Origin of the sequence: Mesorhizobium sp. CO1-1-7 (assembly GCF_020164885.1) — a bacterium.
Taxonomy (GTDB): Bacteria; Pseudomonadota; Alphaproteobacteria; order Rhizobiales; family Rhizobiaceae; genus Mesorhizobium; species Mesorhizobium australicum.
In genome coordinates this window covers 307,364-327,150 of record NZ_JAIUHA010000005.1, presented here as the reverse complement: position 1 = coordinate 327,150, position 19,787 = coordinate 307,364, and the positions used below count along the sequence as shown (strand labels likewise).

At 63.8% G+C, this 19,787-nt stretch carries 17 protein-coding genes; 16 read left to right on the top strand and 1 reads right to left on the bottom strand.

Features of this window, described 5'->3' with window-relative positions; all coding sequences use genetic code 11:
• Nucleotides 1–2: 2 nt before the first annotated feature.
• From eutA to LB516_RS13150, 8 genes are all read left to right on the top strand, one after another.
• On the top strand, nucleotides 3–782 hold the full coding sequence (gene eutA, locus LB516_RS13185) for an ectoine utilization protein EutA (protein WP_015319076.1): 780 nt from the start codon (nucleotides 3–5) through the stop codon (nucleotides 780–782).
• Nucleotides 783–787: 5 nt separating this feature from the next.
• Nucleotides 788–1,780: a hydroxyectoine utilization dehydratase EutB gene (gene eutB / locus LB516_RS13180; protein WP_015319075.1), complete on the top strand. Its 993-nt coding sequence runs from the start codon at nucleotides 788–790 to the stop codon at nucleotides 1,778–1,780.
• On the top strand, nucleotides 1,777–2,769 hold the full coding sequence (gene eutC / locus LB516_RS13175; protein WP_015319074.1) for an ectoine utilization protein EutC: 993 nt from the start codon (nucleotides 1,777–1,779) through the stop codon (nucleotides 2,767–2,769). Before eutB ends, eutC begins: the two co-directional genes overlap by 4 nt.
• 137 nt (nucleotides 2,770–2,906) lie before the next feature.
• A complete protein-coding gene (gene doeA, locus LB516_RS13170; protein WP_224719693.1) occupies nucleotides 2,907–4,085 on the top strand; it encodes an ectoine hydrolase DoeA in 1,179 nt (392 codons plus the stop codon).
• Nucleotides 4,086–4,090: 5 nt separating this feature from the next.
• Nucleotides 4,091–5,092: a N(2)-acetyl-L-2,4-diaminobutanoate deacetylase DoeB gene (gene doeB / locus LB516_RS13165; protein WP_140661585.1), complete on the top strand. Its 1,002-nt coding sequence runs from the start codon at nucleotides 4,091–4,093 to the stop codon at nucleotides 5,090–5,092.
• Nucleotides 5,089–5,316 carry an FCD domain-containing protein gene (locus LB516_RS13160; RefSeq protein ID WP_224719692.1) on the top strand — a complete coding sequence of 76 codons (228 nt, stop codon included), beginning with the start codon at nucleotides 5,089–5,091 and terminating at the stop codon, nucleotides 5,314–5,316. The genes doeB and LB516_RS13160 overlap by 4 nt, the downstream gene beginning before the upstream one ends.
• 99 nt (nucleotides 5,317–5,415) lie before the next feature.
• Nucleotides 5,416–6,204 (top strand): DeoR/GlpR family DNA-binding transcription regulator, encoded by a 789-nt coding sequence (locus LB516_RS13155; protein ID WP_041163907.1) that lies wholly within the window; start codon nucleotides 5,416–5,418, stop codon nucleotides 6,202–6,204.
• A gap of 82 nt (nucleotides 6,205–6,286) precedes the next feature.
• A complete protein-coding gene (locus tag LB516_RS13150; protein ID WP_224719691.1) occupies nucleotides 6,287–8,764 on the top strand; it encodes an FAD-dependent oxidoreductase in 2,478 nt (825 codons plus the stop codon).
• On the opposite strand, the gene LB516_RS13145 is transcribed toward LB516_RS13150, so the two are convergent.
• Complete coding sequence (locus LB516_RS13145) at nucleotides 8,761–9,630, bottom strand: LysR substrate-binding domain-containing protein (protein WP_140617485.1); 870 nt, start codon at nucleotides 9,628–9,630, stop codon at nucleotides 8,761–8,763. The genes LB516_RS13150 and LB516_RS13145 overlap by 4 nt on opposite strands.
• A 264-nt stretch (nucleotides 9,631–9,894) precedes the next feature.
• On the opposite strand from LB516_RS13145, the gene LB516_RS13140 reads away from it, so the two are divergent.
• The 8 genes from LB516_RS13140 to LB516_RS13105 all read left to right on the top strand — a co-directional run bounded on the left by LB516_RS13140 (nucleotide 9,895) and on the right by LB516_RS13105 (nucleotide 19,785).
• Nucleotides 9,895–11,094: a 2-aminoethylphosphonate--pyruvate transaminase gene (locus LB516_RS13140; RefSeq protein WP_224719690.1), complete on the top strand. Its 1,200-nt coding sequence runs from the start codon at nucleotides 9,895–9,897 to the stop codon at nucleotides 11,092–11,094.
• Between the two features lie 24 nt (nucleotides 11,095–11,118).
• Nucleotides 11,119–12,375 (top strand): phosphonoacetate hydrolase, encoded by a 1,257-nt coding sequence (gene phnA, locus LB516_RS13135; protein ID WP_224719689.1) that lies wholly within the window; start codon nucleotides 11,119–11,121, stop codon nucleotides 12,373–12,375.
• Between the two features lie 194 nt (nucleotides 12,376–12,569).
• Nucleotides 12,570–14,027 (top strand): phosphonoacetaldehyde dehydrogenase, encoded by a 1,458-nt coding sequence (gene phnY / locus LB516_RS13130; protein WP_224719688.1) that lies wholly within the window; start codon nucleotides 12,570–12,572, stop codon nucleotides 14,025–14,027.
• A 73-nt stretch (nucleotides 14,028–14,100) separates the two neighbouring features.
• Nucleotides 14,101–15,459 carry an aspartate aminotransferase family protein gene (locus LB516_RS13125; RefSeq protein ID WP_224719687.1) on the top strand — a complete coding sequence of 453 codons (1,359 nt, stop codon included), beginning with the start codon at nucleotides 14,101–14,103 and terminating at the stop codon, nucleotides 15,457–15,459.
• Nucleotides 15,460–15,461: 2 nt separating this feature from the next.
• Complete coding sequence (locus LB516_RS13120) at nucleotides 15,462–16,475, top strand: 2-hydroxyacid dehydrogenase (protein ID WP_224719686.1); 1,014 nt, start codon at nucleotides 15,462–15,464, stop codon at nucleotides 16,473–16,475.
• Between the two features lie 250 nt (nucleotides 16,476–16,725).
• On the top strand, nucleotides 16,726–17,754 hold the full coding sequence (locus tag LB516_RS13115) for a 2-aminoethylphosphonate ABC transporter substrate-binding protein (RefSeq protein WP_140724400.1): 1,029 nt from the start codon (nucleotides 16,726–16,728) through the stop codon (nucleotides 17,752–17,754).
• A gap of 32 nt (nucleotides 17,755–17,786) precedes the next feature.
• A complete protein-coding gene (locus tag LB516_RS13110) occupies nucleotides 17,787–18,932 on the top strand; it encodes an ABC transporter ATP-binding protein (protein ID WP_140617479.1) in 1,146 nt (381 codons plus the stop codon).
• Nucleotides 18,925–19,785: a 2-aminoethylphosphonate ABC transporter permease subunit gene (locus tag LB516_RS13105; protein WP_224719685.1), complete on the top strand. Its 861-nt coding sequence runs from the start codon at nucleotides 18,925–18,927 to the stop codon at nucleotides 19,783–19,785. Before LB516_RS13110 ends, LB516_RS13105 begins: the two co-directional genes overlap by 8 nt.
• The last annotated feature ends 2 nt before the right edge of the window (nucleotides 19,786–19,787 follow it).

Sequence of the window (19,787 nt, the reverse complement as noted above, 5' to 3'; positions counted from 1 at the left end):
AGATGAAGCTCTTGTCCGAGATCAAGCTTGTGCCCGACCGGCCAGCGCTCGATGAGCGTCCGCTGGAACGCCGTGTCGGGCTGATCATCCTGGCCACCGACCACACGACCGAGCCGGATTTTCGCCGCATGGTGGCGAGCGAACGGATCGGCGTCTATGTCGCGCGCATTCCCTACGCCAACCCGACGACGCCTGAGAACCTGCGCAAGATGCAGCCGGCGCTGACGGCGGGCGCTGCCTTGATCCTGCCCGACGAGCCGCTCGACGCCATCTGCTACTCCTGCACGTCGGCCTCGGTGGTGATTGGCGATGCCGAGATCGAGACGGCGATCCAGGCCGCCAAGTCAGGTATACCCGTTGTCACTCCTCCGATGGCTGGCGTGCGCGGGCTGAACGCCTTCGGCGTGCGCCGGATCAGCATCCTCACGCCCTATACCGTGGAAACCTCCAGACCGATGGCGACCTATTTCGCCGAACGTGGCTTCGAAGTCCTAAGCTTCACCTGTCTCGGCTTCGAGGACGACCGCGAGATGGCGCGCATTGCCCCGGCAGCCCTCATCGATCTCGCGCGCCAGGCGACGCATCCGCAAGCCGATGCGCTGTTCGTGTCGTGCACGGCACTGCGCGGCGCGCTGGCGGTCACCGGCATGGAAGAGGCGATCGGCCGCCCGGTGGTGACCAGCAACCAGGCGACCGCCTGGAATTGTCTGCGCCTTTGCGGTGATGAGACAGCCCATCCCGAATTCGGCCGTCTGATGACGCTGCCCTTGCCGCGCGGTTGACGACCATGGCGACCGTCACCCTTGGCGATATCCGTGCCGCGGGCGAGCGAATTGCCGGCAAGATCGAGCGCACGTCGATCGTGCTTTCGGCAAGTCTCTCCGAAAGGCTGGGCGTCCCGGTTCAACTCAAGCTCGAGCACCGCCAGACCACCGGCAGCTTCAAATTGCGGGGCGCTTCCAACGCCGTCGCTTCGCTCAGCGCAAGGGAGAAGGCGCGCGGCGTCGTCGCGGCATCGACCGGCAATCATGGCCGTGCGCTTGCGCATGCGGCAAAGCTCGAGGGCATGCGTGCTGTGATCTGCATGTCTCGACTGGTACCCAGGAATAAGCTGGACGAAATTCGCCGCCTCGGCGCGGAAATCCGTATCGTCGGCAACAGCCAGGACGATGCCCAGCACGAGGTCGAGCGGCTGGTGACGGAGGAGGGGCTTGTCATGCTGCCGCCCTTCGACCATCCGGCCATCATAGCCGGTCAAGGCACGCTCGGGCTGGAGGTGATGGACCAGGTCCCGGATGCAGCTCTGGTGCTGGTGCAACTGTCCGGAGGTGGGTTGGCCTCGGGTGTAGCGGCGGCCGTCAAAAGTGTCCGTCCCGGAACAAGAGTCGTCGGCGTGTCGATGGCGCGGGGCGCCGCGATGAAGGCCAGCCTCGATGCGGGCCGCCCTGTGCTGGTCGAGGAACTGCCGACGCTGGCGGATTCGCTCGGCGGCGGCATCGGCCTCGACAACCGGCTGACCTTCGCCATGTGCCGCGACCTGCTCGACGATGTCGTCCTGCTCAGCGAGGATGAAATCGCTGCCGGCATTCGCCACGCCTATGAACAGGAACGCGAGATCGTCGAGGGAGCCGGTGCGGTAGGCATCGCGGCGCTGCTCGCCGGCAAGGTCAAGGCGGAGGGGCCGGTTGTGGTTCTGCTTTCCGGCCGCAACATCGACATGCAACTGCACAGGAAGATTGTCTGCGGGGAAATGCCATCGATTTCGGAGCGCGCCGCATGAGCAGGATGACCATCCTCACCGAAGCTGAACTGCGCGCAATCGTGACGCTCGATCTCGACGCCGTCGCCTGTGTCGAGAACGCTTTTCGTGCGCTCGCCACGCTGCCGGTGGCGATGCCGCCGATCCTGCGGCTCGATATCCCGCAGCATCGCGGCGAGGTTGACGTCAAGACCGCCTATGTGCCTGGTATCGATGGCTTCGCCATCAAGATCAGCCCCGGCTTCTTCGACAATCCCAAACTTGGCCTGCCCAGCGTCAACGGCATGATGGTGCTGCTGTCGTCGAAGACAGGGTTGGTCGAGGCTTTGCTGCTCGACAACGGCTATCTCACCGATGTCCGCACCGCTGCTGCGGGAGCCGTCGCGGCCAAGCATCTGTCGCGGCCGGACTCGTCGGTCGCCTCGATCTTCGGCGCCGGCGTGCAGGCTGGGCTGCAACTGCAAGCGCTGATGCTGGTGCGGCCGATCACGCAGGCCCGCATCTGGGCGCGCGATGCCGCCAAGGCCGAAGTGACCGCGGCCACCTTACGCGAAAGGCTCGGCATCGACGTGCGCGCCGAGACTGACGCAGCCAACGCTGTTGCCGGTGCCGACATCATCGTCACGACCACCCCGTCGACCGAACCACTGATCAAGGCAGGGTTTGTCTCGGCCGGCCAGCACATCACCGCCATGGGTTCGGACGCCGAGCACAAGAACGAGATAGCGCCGGCGATCCTGCGCATGGCCGATCTCTATGTCGCCGACAGCGCGAAACAGACGCGGCGCCTGGGCGAATTGCACCATGCCATCGCGGCGGGCTTGATGGCTGGAGACGCGGAGGTGACCGAGCTCGGCCAGATCATCGCCGGCGCGAGGCATGGCCGGCGCTCGGCTGGCGACATCACCATCGCCGATCTGACCGGCACGGGCGTGCAGGATACGGCGATCGCCACGCTCGCCCGCGACCGTGCGCTGGCCGCGAAAGCCGGAACGATCTTTGAAAGCTGACGCCCGCCGCAGGAGCATGATCCGGAAAATGGCAACCGGTTTTCCCCCGCAGATTATGCTCAATCAAAAAATTCCCTGGAGCCGGATTCAACGGAGTTGAAACCGGGCTCCAGCCCCAACAAACGAGGACCAACAAAATGCTGCCAAACCTGAAATTCTCGCGAAGCGAATATGCGGAACGCCTCGCCAAGACGCGGAAAGCCATGGAGGCGAAAGGCGTCGATCTTTTGATCGTCAGCGATCCCTCCAACATGGCCTGGCTGACCGGCTATGACGGCTGGTCCTTCTACGTCCACCAGGCGGTCATCGTGCCGCCATCGGGCGAGCCGGTCTGGTACGGCCGTGGCCAGGACGCCAACGGCGCCAAGCGCACCGCCTACCTCGCACATGACAACATCGTCGGCTATGCCGACCACTATGTGCAGTCGACCGAACGCCACCCGATGGATTTCCTGTCGGGTGTGCTGACCGATCGCGGCTGGGGCAAGCTCACCGTCGGCGTCGAGATGGACAATTACTGGTTCTCCGCCGCCGCCTTCGCCTCGCTGCAGAAGCATATGCCCAACGCCCGCTTCGTCGATGCCACCGCGCTGGTCAACTGGCAGCGCGCGGTGAAGAGCCCAACCGAGATCGATTATATGCGCAAGGCCGCCCGTATCGTCGAGGCGATGCACCAGCGCATCGTCGACAAGATCGAAGTCGGCATGCGCAAGAACGATCTTGTCGCCGAGATCTACGATGCCGGCACGCGCGGCGTCGACGGCATTGGCGGTGACTACCCCGCGATCGTGCCGCTGCTGCCCTCGGGCGCCGACGCCTCGGCGCCGCACCTGACCTGGGACGACAAGCCGATGAAGTCGGGCGAGGGCACTTTCTTCGAGATCGCCGGCTGCTACAACAGGTACCATTGCCCGCTGTCGCGCACCGTCTTCCTCGGCAAGCCGACGCAGGAATTCCTCGATGCCGAGAAGGCAACGCTGGAAGGCATGGAAGCCGGCCTTGCCGCCGCAAAGCCGGGTAATGCCTGCGAGGACATCGCCAATGCCTTCTTCGCCGTGTTGAAGAAATACGGCATCGTCAAGGACAACCGCACCGGCTATTCGATCGGGCTTTCCTATCCGCCGGACTGGGGCGAGCGCACGATGAGCCTGCGCCCCGGCGATCGCACCGAACTCAAGCCCGGCATGACCTTCCATTTCATGACCGGCCTGTGGCTGGAGACGATGGGGCTGGAGATCACTGAATCGATCCTGATCACCGAAACCGGTGTGGAGTGCCTTGCCAACGTGCCGCGCAAGCTGGTGGTAAAGGATTGAGCCCGATGTCCAGTCTTCGCCCGTCGCCGGTCACGCCGACCGTCGATTTCGATCGTGACGGCGTCCAGCATGGTTTCCTGCGCTTGCCTTACAGCCGCGACGATTCGGCCTGGGGCTCGGTGATGATCCCGATCTGCGTCATCCGCAACGGCAAGGGGCCGGCGGCGCTGCTGACCGGCGGCAATCATGGCGACGAGTATGAAGGGCCGCTGGCGCTCTACGAACTCGCCCGCACACTCGATCCCAGCCAGGTCAGCGGCACGGTCATCATCGTGCCGGCGATGAACTATCCTGCTTTTCGGGCTGGCACGCGCACCTCGCCGATCGACAAGGGCAACATGAACCGCAGTTTCCCCGGCCGGCCCGACGGCACGGTGACGCAGAAGATCGCCGATTATTTCCAACGCGAGCTGCTTCCCCGCGCCGACATCGTCTTCGACTTCCATTCCGGCGGCAGAACGCTGGATTTCGTGCCGTTCTGCGCCGCCCACACTTTGCCCGACAAGGCGCTGGAGCAGAAAGCCTTTGCCGCGGTGGCGGCATTCTCGGCACCATTCTCGATGCGCATGACCGAGATCGATGCGATCGGCATGTATGACACGGCGGCCGAAGAGATGGGCAAGGTCTTCGTCACCACCGAGCTCGGCGGTGGCGGTACGTCGCGAGCCGAGACGGTGCGGATCGCGCGGCGCGGCATCCTCAACGTGCTGCGTCATGAGGGTATCGTCGCCGGGGCGGCCGAGACGGGCGGAACGCAGTGGCTGGACATGCCCTCGGGCGATTGCTTCTGCTTCGCCGAGGATGACGGCATGATCGAAACCATGGTCGATCTCGGCGAACCTGTCGAGGAGGGCGCGGTGGTGGCCCGCATCCATTCCACCGGCCGCACCGGCGTCGCGCCGCAGGAAATCCGGGCCAAAATGTCGGGCATGCTGGCGGCGCGGCATTTCCCTGGCTTAGTCAAGGCCGGCGACTGCGCCGCCGTGGTCGCCGTAAAGGTCGATTGACTGATTTCTCCGCCCGGACCATGCCGGGCGGACCCACTCTTCTGCTCGAGATGTCGAATCCGGATTATCGCACCCGCTCGCGGACGGAACACCGCGATCTGCTGGCCGCCTGCCGCCGGCGCGACGGCAAGAAGGCGGTGAGCTTTCTGAGACAGCATCTTCGCGAGGGAAGCGACACGCTGGTCAACGCGACGGAGGGCGGCGGGCTGGCGCGAAAATCCTAAGCCCGAGGGAAAGGGGCAGCCCGCAATCGTGGCGCGTGGTTGCCATCGCGCCGGTTCGCTGCCACATATTGCAACATCAATGCTTGACACGAGGATGCCATGTCTCCCGTCAGCCGCCTGCCGGCACGTGCCCTTGCCCCGCGCCGCCATGACGAGATCCTGCGGCGGCTGGGGGCCCAGGGTTCCGTTAGCGTCGCCGAACTGGCTGGGTTCTTCGACGTCTCGCGCGAAACCATCCGCCGCGATTTGAAGCTGCTTTCCGACCAGGGCAGGCTCGGCATCGTGCATGGCGGGGCCGCCCGCTTCGAACCGAGCGAACCCGCGATGAGCCAGCGCAGCCAGGAAAATGCCCAAGGCAAGGCCGCGATCGGCAGGGCGGCCGCCGGGCTGGTCAGGGATGGCATGGTGGTCTTTCTCGATTCCGGCACCACCACTTTGGCCATCGCGCATGCAATGACGGAACTGCGCGATCTGACGATCTGCACGGCCAGCCTGAAGATAGCGCTGCACCTATGCCATGTTCCCGGCATGCGCGTGCACATGCTGGGCGGCGAAGTCGACCCGGGCGAGGAGGCGGCTTCCGGCATCGACACGCTCGATGCGATGGCGCGCTTTCGCGTCGATATGGCCTTTCTGGGTGGCGGAGCGCTGTCTCCGGTCGGCGAGGTGACCGATTTCACCCGCGCCGGGGCCGAACAGCGGGGCCGGATGATCAGCCTCGCCGGCAAGGCCTATTTCGTGCTCGACAGCAGCAAATTCGGCAAGCTGACGCCGCTCAGAATTCCGAATTTCGAACGTGCCGCTGGGGTAATCGTCGACACCGACCCCGAATTCGCGCTTGCCGAGGCGCTTTCGCACAGGGGGCCTGAACTCATCGTTGCAGCTTGATGTGATATTTTGTGATATTATGAGTTGATATTTGGTTTTCCCATGGTAATGTCTCGGCCATCCCTCAAATGGCGGAACGCTCATGGCACATGAATTTCCCACCCAGGCTCGAATTGTCATTGTCGGCGGCGGCATCATCGGCTGCTCGGTCGCCTATCATCTGACCAAGCTGGGCTGGAGCGATGTGGTGCTGCTTGAGCAGGGACAGCTCAGCGGCGGCACCACCTGGCACGCGGCCGGTCTTGTCGGTCAACTGCGCAGCCATTCCAACATGACCAGCCTGATCCGGTACTCCACGCAGCTCTACAGCGAACTGGAGGCCGAGACCGGCCTCGCCACCGGCTGGAAGAACTGCGGTTCGCTATCCGTCGCGCGCACCACCGACCGCATGGCGGTGTTGAAGCGCACGGCCGCGTCGGCGCGTGCCCAAGGGGTCGAGATCGACGTCATCTCGCCTCGCGAGGCAGCCGAGCTCTGGCCGGTGATGGCGACAGACGATCTGGTCGGCGCCGTCTGGCTGCCCGGAGACGGCAAGGCCAATCCCACCGATCTCACGCAATCGCTGGCCAAGGGCGCACGCAATGGTGGCGTCAAAATCTTCGAGCGGGTGCAGGTCACCGGCATCACGGTGAAAAACGGCGTCGCCTGCGGCGTCGAGACGGACCGCGGCGACATCGCCGCCGAGATCGTCGTCAACTGCGCCGGCCAATGGGCCCGCAAGGTCGGGCTGATGTGCGGCGTCTCGGTGCCGCTGCATTCGGCCGAGCACATGTACATCGTCACCGGCCGGATCGAGGGTGTGCATCCGGACCTGCCCGTGATGCGCGACCCCGATGGCTTCATCTACTTCAAGGAGGAGGTCGGCGGTCTGGTGATGGGTGGCTTCGAGCCGCACGCCAAGCCGTGGGGCATGAACGGCATTCCCGAAAATTTCGAATTCGCTCTGCTGCCCGACGACTGGGACCAGTTCGAGATCCTGATGGAAAACGCGCTGGTGCGCGTGCCGCAGTTGGCGCGGGCCGAAGTCAAGAAATTCTACAACGGTCCCGAGAGCTTTACGCCGGACAACAATTTCCTCCTCGGCGAGGCGCCGGAGTTGAAGAATTTCTATGTCGGCGCCGGCTTCAATTCGATGGGCATTGCCAGTGCCGGTGGCGCCGGCAAGGCACTGGCCGAATGGATCGTCAACGGCGCGCCGACCATGGATTTGTGGCCGGTCGACATCAGGCGCTTCGCCGCTTTCAACAACAATCCGCGCTGGCTGCATGACCGCGTCAAGGAGACGCTCGGCCTGCATTACGCCATGCCGTGGCCAAACCGCGAATTGGATACCGCGCGGCCGTTCCGCCGCTCGCCGCTCTATGATCGGCTCGCCGCCAAGGGCGCCTGCTTCGGTTCCAAGATGGGCTGGGAGCGTGCCAACTGGTTCGCGGCGCCGGGAGAGAAAGCCGGGAACGACTATGCCTTCGGTCGCCAGAACTGGCACGAGGCCGTGCGGCGCGAGATGAAGGCGACGCGCGAAGCCGTCGCCATCTTCGACCAGACCTCCTTCGCCAAGCTTCTTGTCCAGGGCCGCGATGCCTGTGCCGTGTTGAACCGCATCTGCGCCGGCGACATCGATGTGCCGGTCGGCACATCGATCTACACCGGCGTGCTCAATGCGCGCGGCGGCTACGAAAGCGATCTCACCGTGATGCGGCTTGGCGCGGAAAAATTCCTCATCGTTACCGGTTCCGCCCAGGCGGTCCACGACGCCGACTGGATCGTCAAGAACATTCCGCCGGATGCGCATGCCGTCCTGACCGACGTCACCTCGGCCTATGCGGTGCTGGCGTTAATGGGGCCGCGTTCGCGCGATCTCCTCGGCAAACTGTCGTCGGCCGATCTTTCCAACGCCGGCTTCCCCTTCGCCAGCATTCGCGAAATCGATATCGGCTACGCCACTGCCTATGCCAACCGCATGACCTATGTCGGCGAACTCGGCTGGGAACTGATCGTGCCGGCCGAATTCGCCGTCGGCGTCTACGAGGCGTTGCACGAGGCCGGCCGTGAATTCGGCTTGGCCGACGCCGGCTACTACGCGCTCGACGCCTTGCGCATCGAAAAAGGTTTTCGAGCCTGGGGTCGGGAACTGACGCCTGATATCAATCCCTGGCAGGCGGGGCTTGGCTTCGCCGTTGCTATGGACAAACTGGGTGGGTTCATCGGCCATGACGCGCTTGTTGAGGCAAAGTCGTCGTCGGCACCGGCAAAGCGTATCGTGCTCCTTACGCTCGACGATACCGAGCCGATGCTGTGGGGCGGCGAGTTGGTCCTGCGCGACGGAAAGCCGGTCGGCGAGGTTCGCTCGGCCGCCTACGGCCATACGCTTGGCCGGTCAGTGGCGCTCGGCTTGATCGAAAACGAAACCGGCGTGGATGCTGTGTTCCTGAGCGGCGGCCATTTCGAGATCGATCTAGCCGGCGTACGCCATGCGGCTACCGTGCATCTGCGCAGCCCCTACGATCCGAAGTCGGAGCGGGTGAAAGCCGATGCAATGGAGATCAGGGCCGCGGCTTAATCCGTCGACATAGAGCGCGCCATGTCGAGAAAGGCGCGCACCAGTTTGCCGCCGCTGCGCTCGCGCAGGCAGATCAGCGCCTCGTCCATCAAGGTCTCGGGCGCGTCGATGGTGATTGGGACGAGCCGCGAATCCTGGCCGAATTCGGCCGCCGAGACAAAGCCGATACCGGCGCCCGAGGCGACGATTTCGCGCACGGCTTCGCGGCCTTCTGCCTCGATCACAGGCCTGAGTTCGACCTTCGACGCGGCGGCCAGGTCTTCGAGCTTCTGGCGCGTCTTCGAACCGCGCTCGCGCATGACCAGGGATTCCTGTGCGAGCTGCTTGAGCGTCAGCGATTTCTTCCCCGACAGCGGATGGTCGATCGAGGTGAAGGCGATGATGGGCGTCGAGTTCAGTTTCAGCACTTCGAAGTCGCGTCCGGCGGGCACCTCGCCCAGCACGCCGATATCGGCATCGTAGCTGTAGAGGCTGCTGATCACCGTCTCGGTGTTTCCGGCACGCACCGAGACCTGCACTCCGGGATAGCGGGCGCGGAAGCTGCCGAGAATGTGAAGCAGATGATGCGCGGCGTCGGCGACGATGCGCAGCGTGCCGGAACGCAGCGCGCGCGACTCGGTCAGAAGCTCCAACGCCTGCTGCTCGGTGTCGAACATGCGGTGGGTTATTTCGAGCAGTTTCTGGCCGGAATGGGTCAGGGTGACCTGCTTCTTGTTACGATTGAACAGCAGGACATCATACTCTTCCTCGAGCTTGCGGACCTGGTCCGATATCGCCGGCTGGGTCAGGAACAGCGCTTCGGCCGCCCGCGAAAAGCCGCCGGAGATCGCCACCTGATGAAAGGCCCGCAACTGAACATAGCGCATCTTCTTCGCTCCCGAGCCTCTCTGGTTACCAGCAGCCTATCATAAGCCCTGCTATGCAAAAGCCGGAAACAAACGATTCGGTTTATGTCTTGGAATGGGCCTGCCGGGTTTCACGAAGCTGTCACGAGCGCCATGCAGCTTCTGCTGTCTGTATCGGATCATCACTGAAATCGATACATCGATACAAAATAACGATTTTACAAATATGTGCCCTCAGCCAACAATGGCGCCAGATAAAAAAGCAGCGACCTGTCGGAGGACATCATGCTCGCCGAAACGAAATTTGCCGCGGAGCCGCTGGCCAGGCCGGCGCTGGGCGAGCCCTATCTGTTGACCCCCGGGCCGCTCACCACGGCCTATTCGGTCAAGCAGGCGATGCTGCGCGACTGGGGATCGTGGGACGGCGACTTCCGCGCCATGACATCAGACATGCGCCGCCGCCTACTGGCGCTGACCGGCGACACCAACGGCGAGTTCGACTGCGTGCCGATGCAAGGCTCAGGCTCGTTCTGCGTCGAGGCGATGCTGGGGGCGTTCGTGCCCAGGGATGGCAAGGTTCTGGTGCTGGCCAATGGTGCCTACGGCCTTCGTGCCGCCCAGACCATGCAGTATCTCGGCCGGCCCTATACGCTGATCGACAAGGGCGATTACCTGCCGCCTCGCGGCGACGAGGTGGCGGCAGCGCTCGAAGCCGACCACGCCATCACCCACGTCATCGCCATTCATTGCGAGACCAGCTCAGGCATTTTGAACCCGGTCGCCGAGATCGCCGCGGCCGTCCATGCCAAGGGCCGCAAGCTGCTGGTCGATTCCATGAGTGCGTTCGGCGCCGTCGCGCTCGACGTCAACGAGATCCGCTATGAGGCGATGGTCTCGTCGGCCAATAAATGCATCGAGGGCGTGCCCGGCTTCGGCTTCATCATCGCCCGCAAGAGCGAACTCGAGGCAGCCAAGGGGCGCAGCCATTCCCTGTCGCTCGACGTCCACGCCCAGTGGGCGCATATGAACAAGACCGGCCAGTGGCGCTACACGCCGCCGACGCATGTCGTCGCCGCTTTCCTGGAGGCGCTGCGCCAGCATGAGGCGGAAGGCGGCGTTGCCGGCCGTGGTGCCCGCTACACCAGGAACCGCGACGTCATGGTGTCGGGCATGCGCGAACTCGGCTTCGAGACATTGCTCAAGGACCGCTGGCTGTCGCCGATCATCGTCACCTTCTTCAACCCGGCCCACGCCAACTTCGCCTTCGATCGCTTCTACGAACTGATGAAGGACAAGGGCTTTATCATCTACCCCGGCAAGCTGACGGTCGTGGACTCCTTCCGTGTCGGCTGCATCGGCCAGATGGACGAACATGTCATGCACCGCGTCGTCGAGGCGGCGGCGCAATCGCTTGATGAAATGGGCGTCGACACCGCAGCTCCGCCCGCCGCGGCAATCGCCGAGCGCGCCAAACTCGCCGCCTGAAGCGGCCGATTTCGAGGATACCAGATGAACCAGATGTCTCCCATCAACGTCGCGGTCAACGGCCGCACCTACGCCTGGCCGCGCGTGCCGGCGATCGCCATCTGCCTCGACGGCTGCGAGCCGGCCTATCTCGATGAAGCGATCAAGGCCGGGCTGATGCCGGCCCTGGTCAGGATCAAGGAGAAGGGCACGGTGCGTTTCGCACACTCGGTCATTCCGAGCTTTACCAATCCCAATAATTTGTCGATCGCCACCGGTCGCCCGCCCTCGGTGCACGGCATTTGCGGCAACTATCTCTACGAACGCGAGACCGGCAAGGAAGTGATGATGAACGACCCGCGCTTCCTGCGCGCGCCGACCATTTTTCAGGCCTTCTATGATGCGGGTGCCAAGGTTGCCGTTGTCACCGCCAAAGACAAGCTGCGTGCGCTGCTCGGCAAGGGTCTGTCTTTCGACGAAGGGCGCGCGCTGTGCTTTTCGGCGGAGAAGTCCGATACGACCACGATTGGCGAGCACGGCATCGACAATGCCTCGAGGCATTTCGGCCTGCCTGTGCCGGAAGTCTATTCGGCCGAACTGTCGGAATTCGTCTTCGCCGCCGGCGTCCAGTTGCTCAGGGAATTCCGCCCCGACATCATGTACCTGACGACGACGGACTACGTGCAGCACAAATACGCACCGGGCGTGCCGCAGGCCAACGCCTTCTACGAGATGTTCGACAAGTACCTGACCAAACTCGATGCGCTGGGCGCCGCGATCGTTGTCACCGCCGACCATGGCATGAAGCCCAAGCACAAGGCCGACGGTGCGCCCGATGTCGTCTACGTCCAGGACCTGCTTGACGAATGGCTGGGCAAGGATACGGCCCGCGTCATCCTGCCGATCACCGACCCCTATGTCGTGCACCATGGCGCGCTGGGCTCTTTCGCCACCGCCTATTTGCCTGATGGCGCCGACCAGGCCGGCATCATGGCGCGGCTGGCCAAGGTCGACGGCATCATGCTGGTCGTCGATAGCCGGACGGCCTGCGAGCGCTTCGAACTGCCGGCTGACCGCATCGGCGACATCGTGCTGGTCTCGACCGAGAACAAGACGATCGGCACATCGGAACATCGCCATGATCTGGCGGCGCTGAACGAGCCGCTGCGCTCGCATGGCGGACTGACCGAGCAGGAAGTGCCGTTCATCGTCAACCGCGCGCTGCCGGACCTGCCCAACGAGCCGGCCTTGCGCAATTTCGACGCGTTTTATTACGCCACCATGGCGGCGGCGCTGGCGTAGGCCGAGCCTGATGATGTCGACCCCCACTCCGTCGAGCTTCGCTCGACACCTCTCCCCCGATCGACGGGGGAGAGGAAGGGCGCCGACGTTGCCGAATTTCCTCTCCCCGTCGATCGGGGGAGAGGTGGCCCGAAGGGCCGGAGTGGGGGTCGACCCTCTGCCGCAACGCTCACAAATCTGCTGGAGCAGAGCACATGACCAAGCTTGACCCTGCCATCAAAGTTCGCCACGAGCCGATGCGTATTGCCGGCAGGAAGGTCGATGCCGATGGTGTCGTCGAGGTGCGTTACCCCTGGAACGACACCGTCATCGGCACCGTCCCCGCCGGTAGGGCCGAACACGCCCGCCAGGCGTTCGAAATCGCCGCCGGCTACAGGTCGAAGCTGACGCGCTACGAGCGCCAGCAGATACTCTTCCGCACGGCGGAAGCTCTGGCGTCGCGCCGGGAAGAGATATCCGATCTGATCACGCTCGAGCTCGGTATCTCCAAGGCCGACTCGCTCTACGAAGTCGGCCGCGCCTATGACGTGTTCACGCTGTCGGCGCAGATGTGCATCCAGGATGACGGCCAGATATTCTCCTGCGACCTCACTCCGCACGGCAAGGCGCGCAAGATCTTCACCACGCGCGAGCCGCTGAAGGCTATCTCGGCGATCACTCCATTCAACCATCCGCTCAACATGGTCTCGCACAAGGTGGCGCCGGCCATCGCCACCAACAATTGCGTGGTGGTGAAGCCGACCGAACTGACGCCGATGACGGCGCTGGTGCTGGCCGACATTCTTTATGAAGCCGGCCTGCCGCCGGAAATGCTTTCGGTGGTGACCGGCTGGCCGGTCGACGTCGGCAACGAGATGATCACCAACGAGAATATCGATCTCATCACCTTCACCGGCGGCGTGCCGGTCGGCAAGATGATCGCCCGCACCGCCGGTTACAGGCGCCAGGTGCTGGAACTCGGCGGCAACGATCCGCTGATCATCCTCAACGATCTCTCCGACGACGATCTGGCCAAGGCCGCCGATCTGGCGGTCGCCGGTGCGACCAAAAACTCCGGCCAGCGCTGCACGGCGGTCAAGCGCATCCTCGTCCAGGAAAGCGTCGCCGACCGCTTCGTGCCGCTAGTTCTCGAGCGGGCCAGGAAGATCCGCTTCGGCGATCCGATGGACCGCACGACCGATCTCGGCACCGTCGTGCATGAGAAAGCGGCGGCATTGTTCGAAGCGCGCGTCCACATGGCGGCCGAGCAGGGGGCTGAGATCCTCTACAACCCGGGTCGTCAGGGTGCGCTGCTGCCGCCAATCGTCGTCGACCGCGTGCCGCACACATCCGAACTGGTGATGGAAGAAACGTTCGGGCCGATCATCCCGATCGTGCGCGCGCCAGATAACGATGAAGCACTGATCGCGTTGTCCAACTCGACCGCCTTCGGCCTGTCGTCGGGCGTCTGCACAAACTCGTTCCCCCGCATGCAGAAATACATCGCCGGCCTGCAGGTCGGCACGGTGAACATCTGGGAAGTGCCGGGCTACCGCATCGAGATGTCGCCCTTCGGCGGCATCAAGGACAGCGGCAATGGCTACAAGGAAGGCGTCATCGAGGCGATGAAGAGCTACACCAACGTGAAGACATTTTCGCTGCCTTGGTCCTGACCGGATCACATAAGCTGGCGGAACAAACCGAGGGAGCGTCCCACGCTCCCTCATTCGCATTTCGGAGACAATGATGGCCGCGATACCAGAGCTTGTGCATACCGAAGGCGATTCCAACACGACGGCGGCGCGCGGCCGCTGGGATACCGGCCAGAACGATCCCCGCATTCGCGGCCTGCTCGATCGCGATGCCGCCGCGTTCATGCACCAGAGCCTGTCCAGCCCCTGTCTTTCGACGATCGCTAGGGCGGAAGGCATCTGGATCGAGGACACCGCCGGCCGCCGCTTCATGGATTTCCACGGCAACAGCGTGCATCACCTCGGCTACGGCCACCCGAGATTGGTGGCGGCGATCAAGAAGCAGCTCGATGACCTCTGCTTCGCGCCGCGCCGCTTTACCTGCGAGCCCGCCGTCGAATTGGCCGAGAAGCTGGCCGCGCTGGCTCCCGGCGATCTCGGCAAGGTGCTGTTCACCACCGGTGGCTCCGATGCCATCGAGGTCGCGCTGAAGATCGCGCGCGCCGCCACCGGCCGTTTCAAGACGGTGTCGTTCTGGGATGCTTTCCATGGCGCCGGTTTTGGCGCGGCAAGCGTCGGCGGCGAGGCGACCTTCCGTTCGCATATCGCAGGCCCGATGATGACCGGCACCGAGCACGTCGCGCCCTGGGATGGCTATCGTTGCCCCTATGGCCACGATTCCCTGGAGGCATCGGGGCTCGCTTGCGCCAACATGATCGCCTATGTGCTCGGCCGCGAGCAGGACGTGGCGGCTGTCGTTGCCGAGCCGATGCGCGCGACGCCCAATCCACCTCCGCCCGGTTTCTGGAAGCGCGTGCGCGAGGCCTGCGATAGGCACGGCACGCTGCTGATCTTCGACGAGATCCCGACCGGTCTCGGCAAGACCGGAAAAGTTTTCGCCCATGAGCATGACGGCGTAACGCCCGACATCGTTGTCCTCGGCAAATCACTCGGCGGCGGCATCCTGCCGATCGCCGCCGTCATCGCCCGCCGCGATCTCGACGTCACCGGCGGCTTTGCCATCGGTCACTACACCCACGAAAAGAACCCCGTGACAACGCGTGCGGCGCTGACGACCATCGACATCATCCTGGAGGAGGGGCTGGTCGAGCGTTCGGCTGAGCTTGGCGGCCATATGCTTGCACGTATGCAGGACCTGATGGCGCGCTCGCCCCATGTCGGTGACGTCAGGGGCAGGGGGCTGATGGTCGGCGTCGAACTCGTTGAGGACCGTGCTTCGCGACAGCCGGCGCGGGACCTCGCCGAACGTGTCTTCTACACCTGCCTGGAACAAGGCCTGAGCTTCAAGGTGAGCCACGGCAATGTGCTGACGCTCTCGCCGCCGTTGGTTATCTCCAAAACTGATCTCGACCGCGCGCTCGACATTGTCGAGGACGCGGTTCTGGCGGCCTGACCATGAAGGTCGTCCGCACAGACCGCGAACTCGAATGTCCTGAAATTGATACCGGCCTACGGGCGAGGGGCGTCGACCTGGTGACGCTGCCGGATGGCATTCCCGAAGCCGATCTCGCCAACGCGGTGGCCGACGCCGATCTCCTGCTCATGTGCTACACGCCCATCACCGCGCGGGTGATCGATGCGGCTCCCAAGTTGAAGGGTATCGTCAAATACGGCGTCGGCATCGATGCCATCGACATTCCCGCAGCGATGCGGCGCGGCATTCCCGTGGTCAACGTGCCCGACTATGCCGAGGAAACCGTCGCCGAAGGCGCCTTCGCGCTGATGATTGCGCTCGCCAAGCGGCTGCCGGGGATCACCCAGGCAATGACGCGAGACGGCTGGATCTGGCCCGAACAGCGCTGGCTGGGACGCGATATATCAGGCGCCACGCTTGGGCTGGTCGGCTGCGGCAAGATTGGCCGCAGCATGGCGCGCATGGCCGGCCAGGGGTTTCGCGCACGCGTCGTTGGTTTTGATCCCGGTGTCGATGCCGCGACGATGCGCGCCGCCGGCATCGAGAAAGCCGACGACCTACACGCCATGTTGCGTGCCTGTGATTTCGTTTCGTTGCATTGCGTGCTGAATGACCAGACACGCGGCCTGATCGGCAAGCATGAGCTCGCCTGCCTGAAACCGTCGGCCATCATCGTCAATGTCTCGCGCGGTGCGCTGATCGATGAGGCGGCGCTCGTCGAGGCGATCGTTGCCGGTCGCATCGGTGGTGCCGGGCTCGACGTCTATTCGGTCGAGCCGCTGGCGAGGTCAGGCCATCCGATGAGCGCATTGTTCGGTCGCGACAATGTGATCCTGTTTCCGCATCTTACCTTCTTCACCTACGAGGCGATGCGCCGGCTGGAAGACGACACGCTCGCGCGCTGTTTCGAAATTCTCGAAGGCCGGCCAGTGACCATCCGCTCGCATGATCCGCGATTGCGGGCGCAGACCGCAGGGGTGGCGTTCGGCCGATAACCTGTATTTTCAAACCGATAGCCGCCATCGGCGCAGCACATTTGTGTCCACGACACCGATGCGACAGTTCCATGACAAATATCAGAGAAAGTTTGGCTCTCATAAAATAAATAGATTTTACTTATCGATGCCCAATCCCCAGAGTTGTCACAACGAAGACATCCAACCGGCTCAACGTCCGCCAGAGACCCAAAGGCCGGTTGGTCCTAGTGCATCGCAGAATGTGCCTTCAATCAAAGGGGAACTGGTTATGAAATCAAGAAACGCAACCATGGTCGGGGCCTTCGCCGCATTGCTCGCGTCGGCGGCTCTCATTGGGCCGGCACTCGCCGACGGCGTCGTCACCGTCTACTCCGCCGATGGGCTGCATGACGGCAATGGCAGCTGGTACGAGACCGAATTCGCAGCCTTCACCAAGGCCACCGGCATCACCGTTCAGTATATCGAGGCAGGCTCGGGCGGCGTCGTCGAGCGCGTCGCCAAGGAAAAGTCGAACCCGCAGGCCGACGTGCTGGTGACCTTGCCGCCCTTCATCCAGCGCGCCGCCGCGGACGGTCTGCTGCAGGATTACAAACCCGAAGCCGCATCCCAGATCGACGGCGGCACCGACAAGTATCGGCCGCTGGTCAATAACTACATGAATTTCATCTACAACAGCGCCGTGCTGTCCGAAGCGCCGAAGAGCTATAACGATCTGCTCGATCCGAAGTTCAAGGGCAAGATCCAGTACTCGACCCCCGGCCAGGCTGGCGACGGGACGGCCGTCATGCTGCAGATCATCCATGCCTTTGGCGGCGAGGATGCCGGCTTCGAATTCATGAAGAAGCTGCAGGACAACAATGTCGGCCCGTCCGCCTCGACCGGCAAGCTGACCGCGCTGGTCAACAAGGGCGAGCTGCATGTGGCCAATGGCGACCTGCAGATGAACATGTCGCAGATGGCAGACAATCCCAACATCAAGGTGTTCTGGCCCGCTGGCCCCGATGGCACCCGCTCCACCTTTGCGCTGCCCTATGAAATCGGCCTGGTCACCGGTGCGCCAAATAGCGACAACGGCAAGAAGTTGATCGACTTCCTGCTGTCCAAGGAGGCGCAGTCGACTGTAAGTTCCGTTGCCCTCGGCATGCCGGCCCGCAAGGACGTGACGCCGTCCGACGCCAATTTCGCCAAGCTGCAGGAGGCGATGAAAGGCCTGACCATCTGGTCGCCGAACTGGGACGAGGCGCTGAGCAAGCTTCCCGACTACGTCAAGAAGTGGAACGAAGCGACCGGAAGTTGATCCGCACGAGAAGCAATCCGGAGAACAATGCCATGTCGGCCGCCGCCTTCACGGGCCCTAGTGTCACGGACATCGACGCCGCGAAGGTTCGCGGCGCCGGCTCGAACGTCCACTTCGACAAGGTCGTTGTCGCCTATGGCGCCCATGTCGTCCTGCATCCGCTGACCCTCGACATCGCGCCTGGCGAAATCCTGGCGATGATAGGCCCGTCCGGCTCCGGCAAGACGACCGCTCTGCGTGCCGTTGCCGGCTTCGTGCGACCGGCAAGCGGCCGCATCCGCATCGGCGCCACCGACGTCACCGATCTGCCGCCCTATGAGCGTGGGCTCGGCATGGTGGTGCAGAACTACGCGCTGTTCCCGCATATGCGGGTCGAGGACAACGTCGCCTTTGGCCTCAGGGCACAAGGCGCCGACAAGGCGCTGATCGGCGAACGGGTAAAGGATGCGCTCGCCACCGTCGGCATGGCGACGTTTGCCCGGCGTTATCCGCGCGAGCTTTCGGGCGGCCAGCAGCAGCGCGTCGCGATTGCGCGGGCGCTTGCCGTGCGGCCGCGCGTGCTGCTGCTTGACGAACCGCTTTCGGCGCTCGACGCGCAGATCCGCCGCAACATGGTCGAGGAGATCGCCCGTCTGCACCGCAGCCTGCCGGGCCTGACCATCCTCTACGTCACCCACGACCAGACCGAGGCGCTGACGCTTGCCGACAAGATCGCCATCATGCGCGACGGCAGGGTCTGTTCGCATGGACCGACGACCGAACTCTATCGCCGTCCGCCAAACCGCTTCACCGCCGAGTTTCTCGGTCGTGCCAACCTTCTGCCGGTGACGGTTGCCGATGCTGCCGGCCCGAAAGGCTTTGCCATGGCCAGGCATGGCGATGCCGTGCTCGCCGGTGCCGGTCGCGGCGAGAAGGTTGGCGACAAGAGCCTGCTTTGCATCAGGCCGCAGCATCTGAGCCTGACGGCCGACAGCGAGCACACCAATCGCATTGTCGGCACGCTCAGGGAGGTGCACTGGCAGGGTGAACTCACGCATCTGGTGCTCGATGTCGACGGCACGCCGGTGCGCGTCTCGGCAACGAAACTGCCAATGGCCTTGCCGGAACCCGGCACAGAGGTGCCGCTGTTCTTTGCGCCGGCCGATACGTCGCTTCTCCCGGAAGACGCCGGTGTCTGAAGCGCTCGCCATTGGTATGCCGACGGCCAGAAAGCGAGAGCCGGGCCGGCTGTGGATCGTGCCGCCGGCGGCCCTGCTGGCACTGCTGTTCTTTTATCCGCTGGCGTTGATTGTACGCCAGGCCTTCCTCGACGACAGCGGCGTCGCCAATGTCGCGGAGATCGTCCGCGTCCTGCATTCGCGCTTCTTTCTCAACGCGCTGGTCAACACGGTGACGATCTCGGTCACGGCGACGGCCGGATGCCTGGTCGTCGGCCTGGTGCTGGCGCTAATCCTCGCCTTCGTGCCGTTTCCCGGCAGCGGCTTCATCGCCAGGCTGATCGACACTTTCATCGCCCTGCCGACCTTCCTGGTGACGCTGGCCTTCACCTTCCTTTACGGCTCCGCCGGCATGCTCAACTCCGGGCTGATGGAAGCCTTCTCGCTGCCGCTGCCGCCGGTCGACTTCCTTTATTCGACATGGGGCGTCGTGCTGGCCGAGGTCACGGTCTACACGCCCTTCATCCTGCGGCCGCTGCTTGCCGCCTTTTCGCTGGTCGATCGCGGTCAGATCGAAGCGGCAAGCGTGCTTGGCGCGCGACCGTTCCGCATTGTCCACCAGGTCATTCTGCCGGCGGCGGTGCCCGCGCTCATCGCCGGCGGCAGCCTCTGCCTGCTCCTCACCGTCAACGAATTCGGCATCGTCCTGTTCATCGGCGCCAAGGGCGTCATCACGCTGCCGCTGCTGATCTATGGCAAGGCCATCCAGGAATCGGCCTACCAGGTCGCCTGCATCATCGCCGTGATCAACATAGCCCTGTCGCTTGGCTTGTTCGGTCTCTACCGGTTCGCTGCCGGCCGGTTGGGAGTCTAGCG

Bases quoted from the DNA above. Each gene is read 5' to 3' on its own strand.
- LB516_RS13150 (WP_224719691.1), top strand. From the start codon at position 6,287: ATGGCACATGAATTTCCCACCCAGGCTCGAATTGTCATTGTCGGCGGC.
- doeA (WP_224719693.1), top strand. From the start codon at position 2,907: ATGCTGCCAAACCTGAAATTCTCGCGAAGCGAATATGCGGAACGCCTC.
- LB516_RS13145 (WP_140617485.1), bottom strand. From the start codon at position 9,630: ATGCGCTATGTTCAGTTGCGGGCCTTTCATCAGGTGGCGATCTCCGGC.
- LB516_RS13155 (WP_041163907.1), top strand. From the start codon at position 5,416: ATGTCTCCCGTCAGCCGCCTGCCGGCACGTGCCCTTGCCCCGCGCCGC.
- LB516_RS13115 (WP_140724400.1), top strand. From the start codon at position 16,726: ATGAAATCAAGAAACGCAACCATGGTCGGGGCCTTCGCCGCATTGCTC.
- LB516_RS13140 (WP_224719690.1), top strand. From the start codon at position 9,895: ATGCTCGCCGAAACGAAATTTGCCGCGGAGCCGCTGGCCAGGCCGGCG.
- phnA (WP_224719689.1), top strand. From the start codon at position 11,119: ATGAACCAGATGTCTCCCATCAACGTCGCGGTCAACGGCCGCACCTAC.
- doeB (WP_140661585.1), top strand. From the start codon at position 4,091: ATGTCCAGTCTTCGCCCGTCGCCGGTCACGCCGACCGTCGATTTCGAT.
- LB516_RS13120 (WP_224719686.1), top strand. From the start codon at position 15,462: ATGAAGGTCGTCCGCACAGACCGCGAACTCGAATGTCCTGAAATTGAT.
- phnY (WP_224719688.1), top strand. From the start codon at position 12,570: ATGACCAAGCTTGACCCTGCCATCAAAGTTCGCCACGAGCCGATGCGT.
- eutB (WP_015319075.1), top strand. From the start codon at position 788: ATGGCGACCGTCACCCTTGGCGATATCCGTGCCGCGGGCGAGCGAATT.
- LB516_RS13125 (WP_224719687.1), top strand. From the start codon at position 14,101: ATGGCCGCGATACCAGAGCTTGTGCATACCGAAGGCGATTCCAACACG.
- eutC (WP_015319074.1), top strand. From the start codon at position 1,777: ATGAGCAGGATGACCATCCTCACCGAAGCTGAACTGCGCGCAATCGTG.
- LB516_RS13110 (WP_140617479.1), top strand. From the start codon at position 17,787: ATGTCGGCCGCCGCCTTCACGGGCCCTAGTGTCACGGACATCGACGCC.
- eutA (WP_015319076.1), top strand. From the start codon at position 3: ATGAAGCTCTTGTCCGAGATCAAGCTTGTGCCCGACCGGCCAGCGCTC.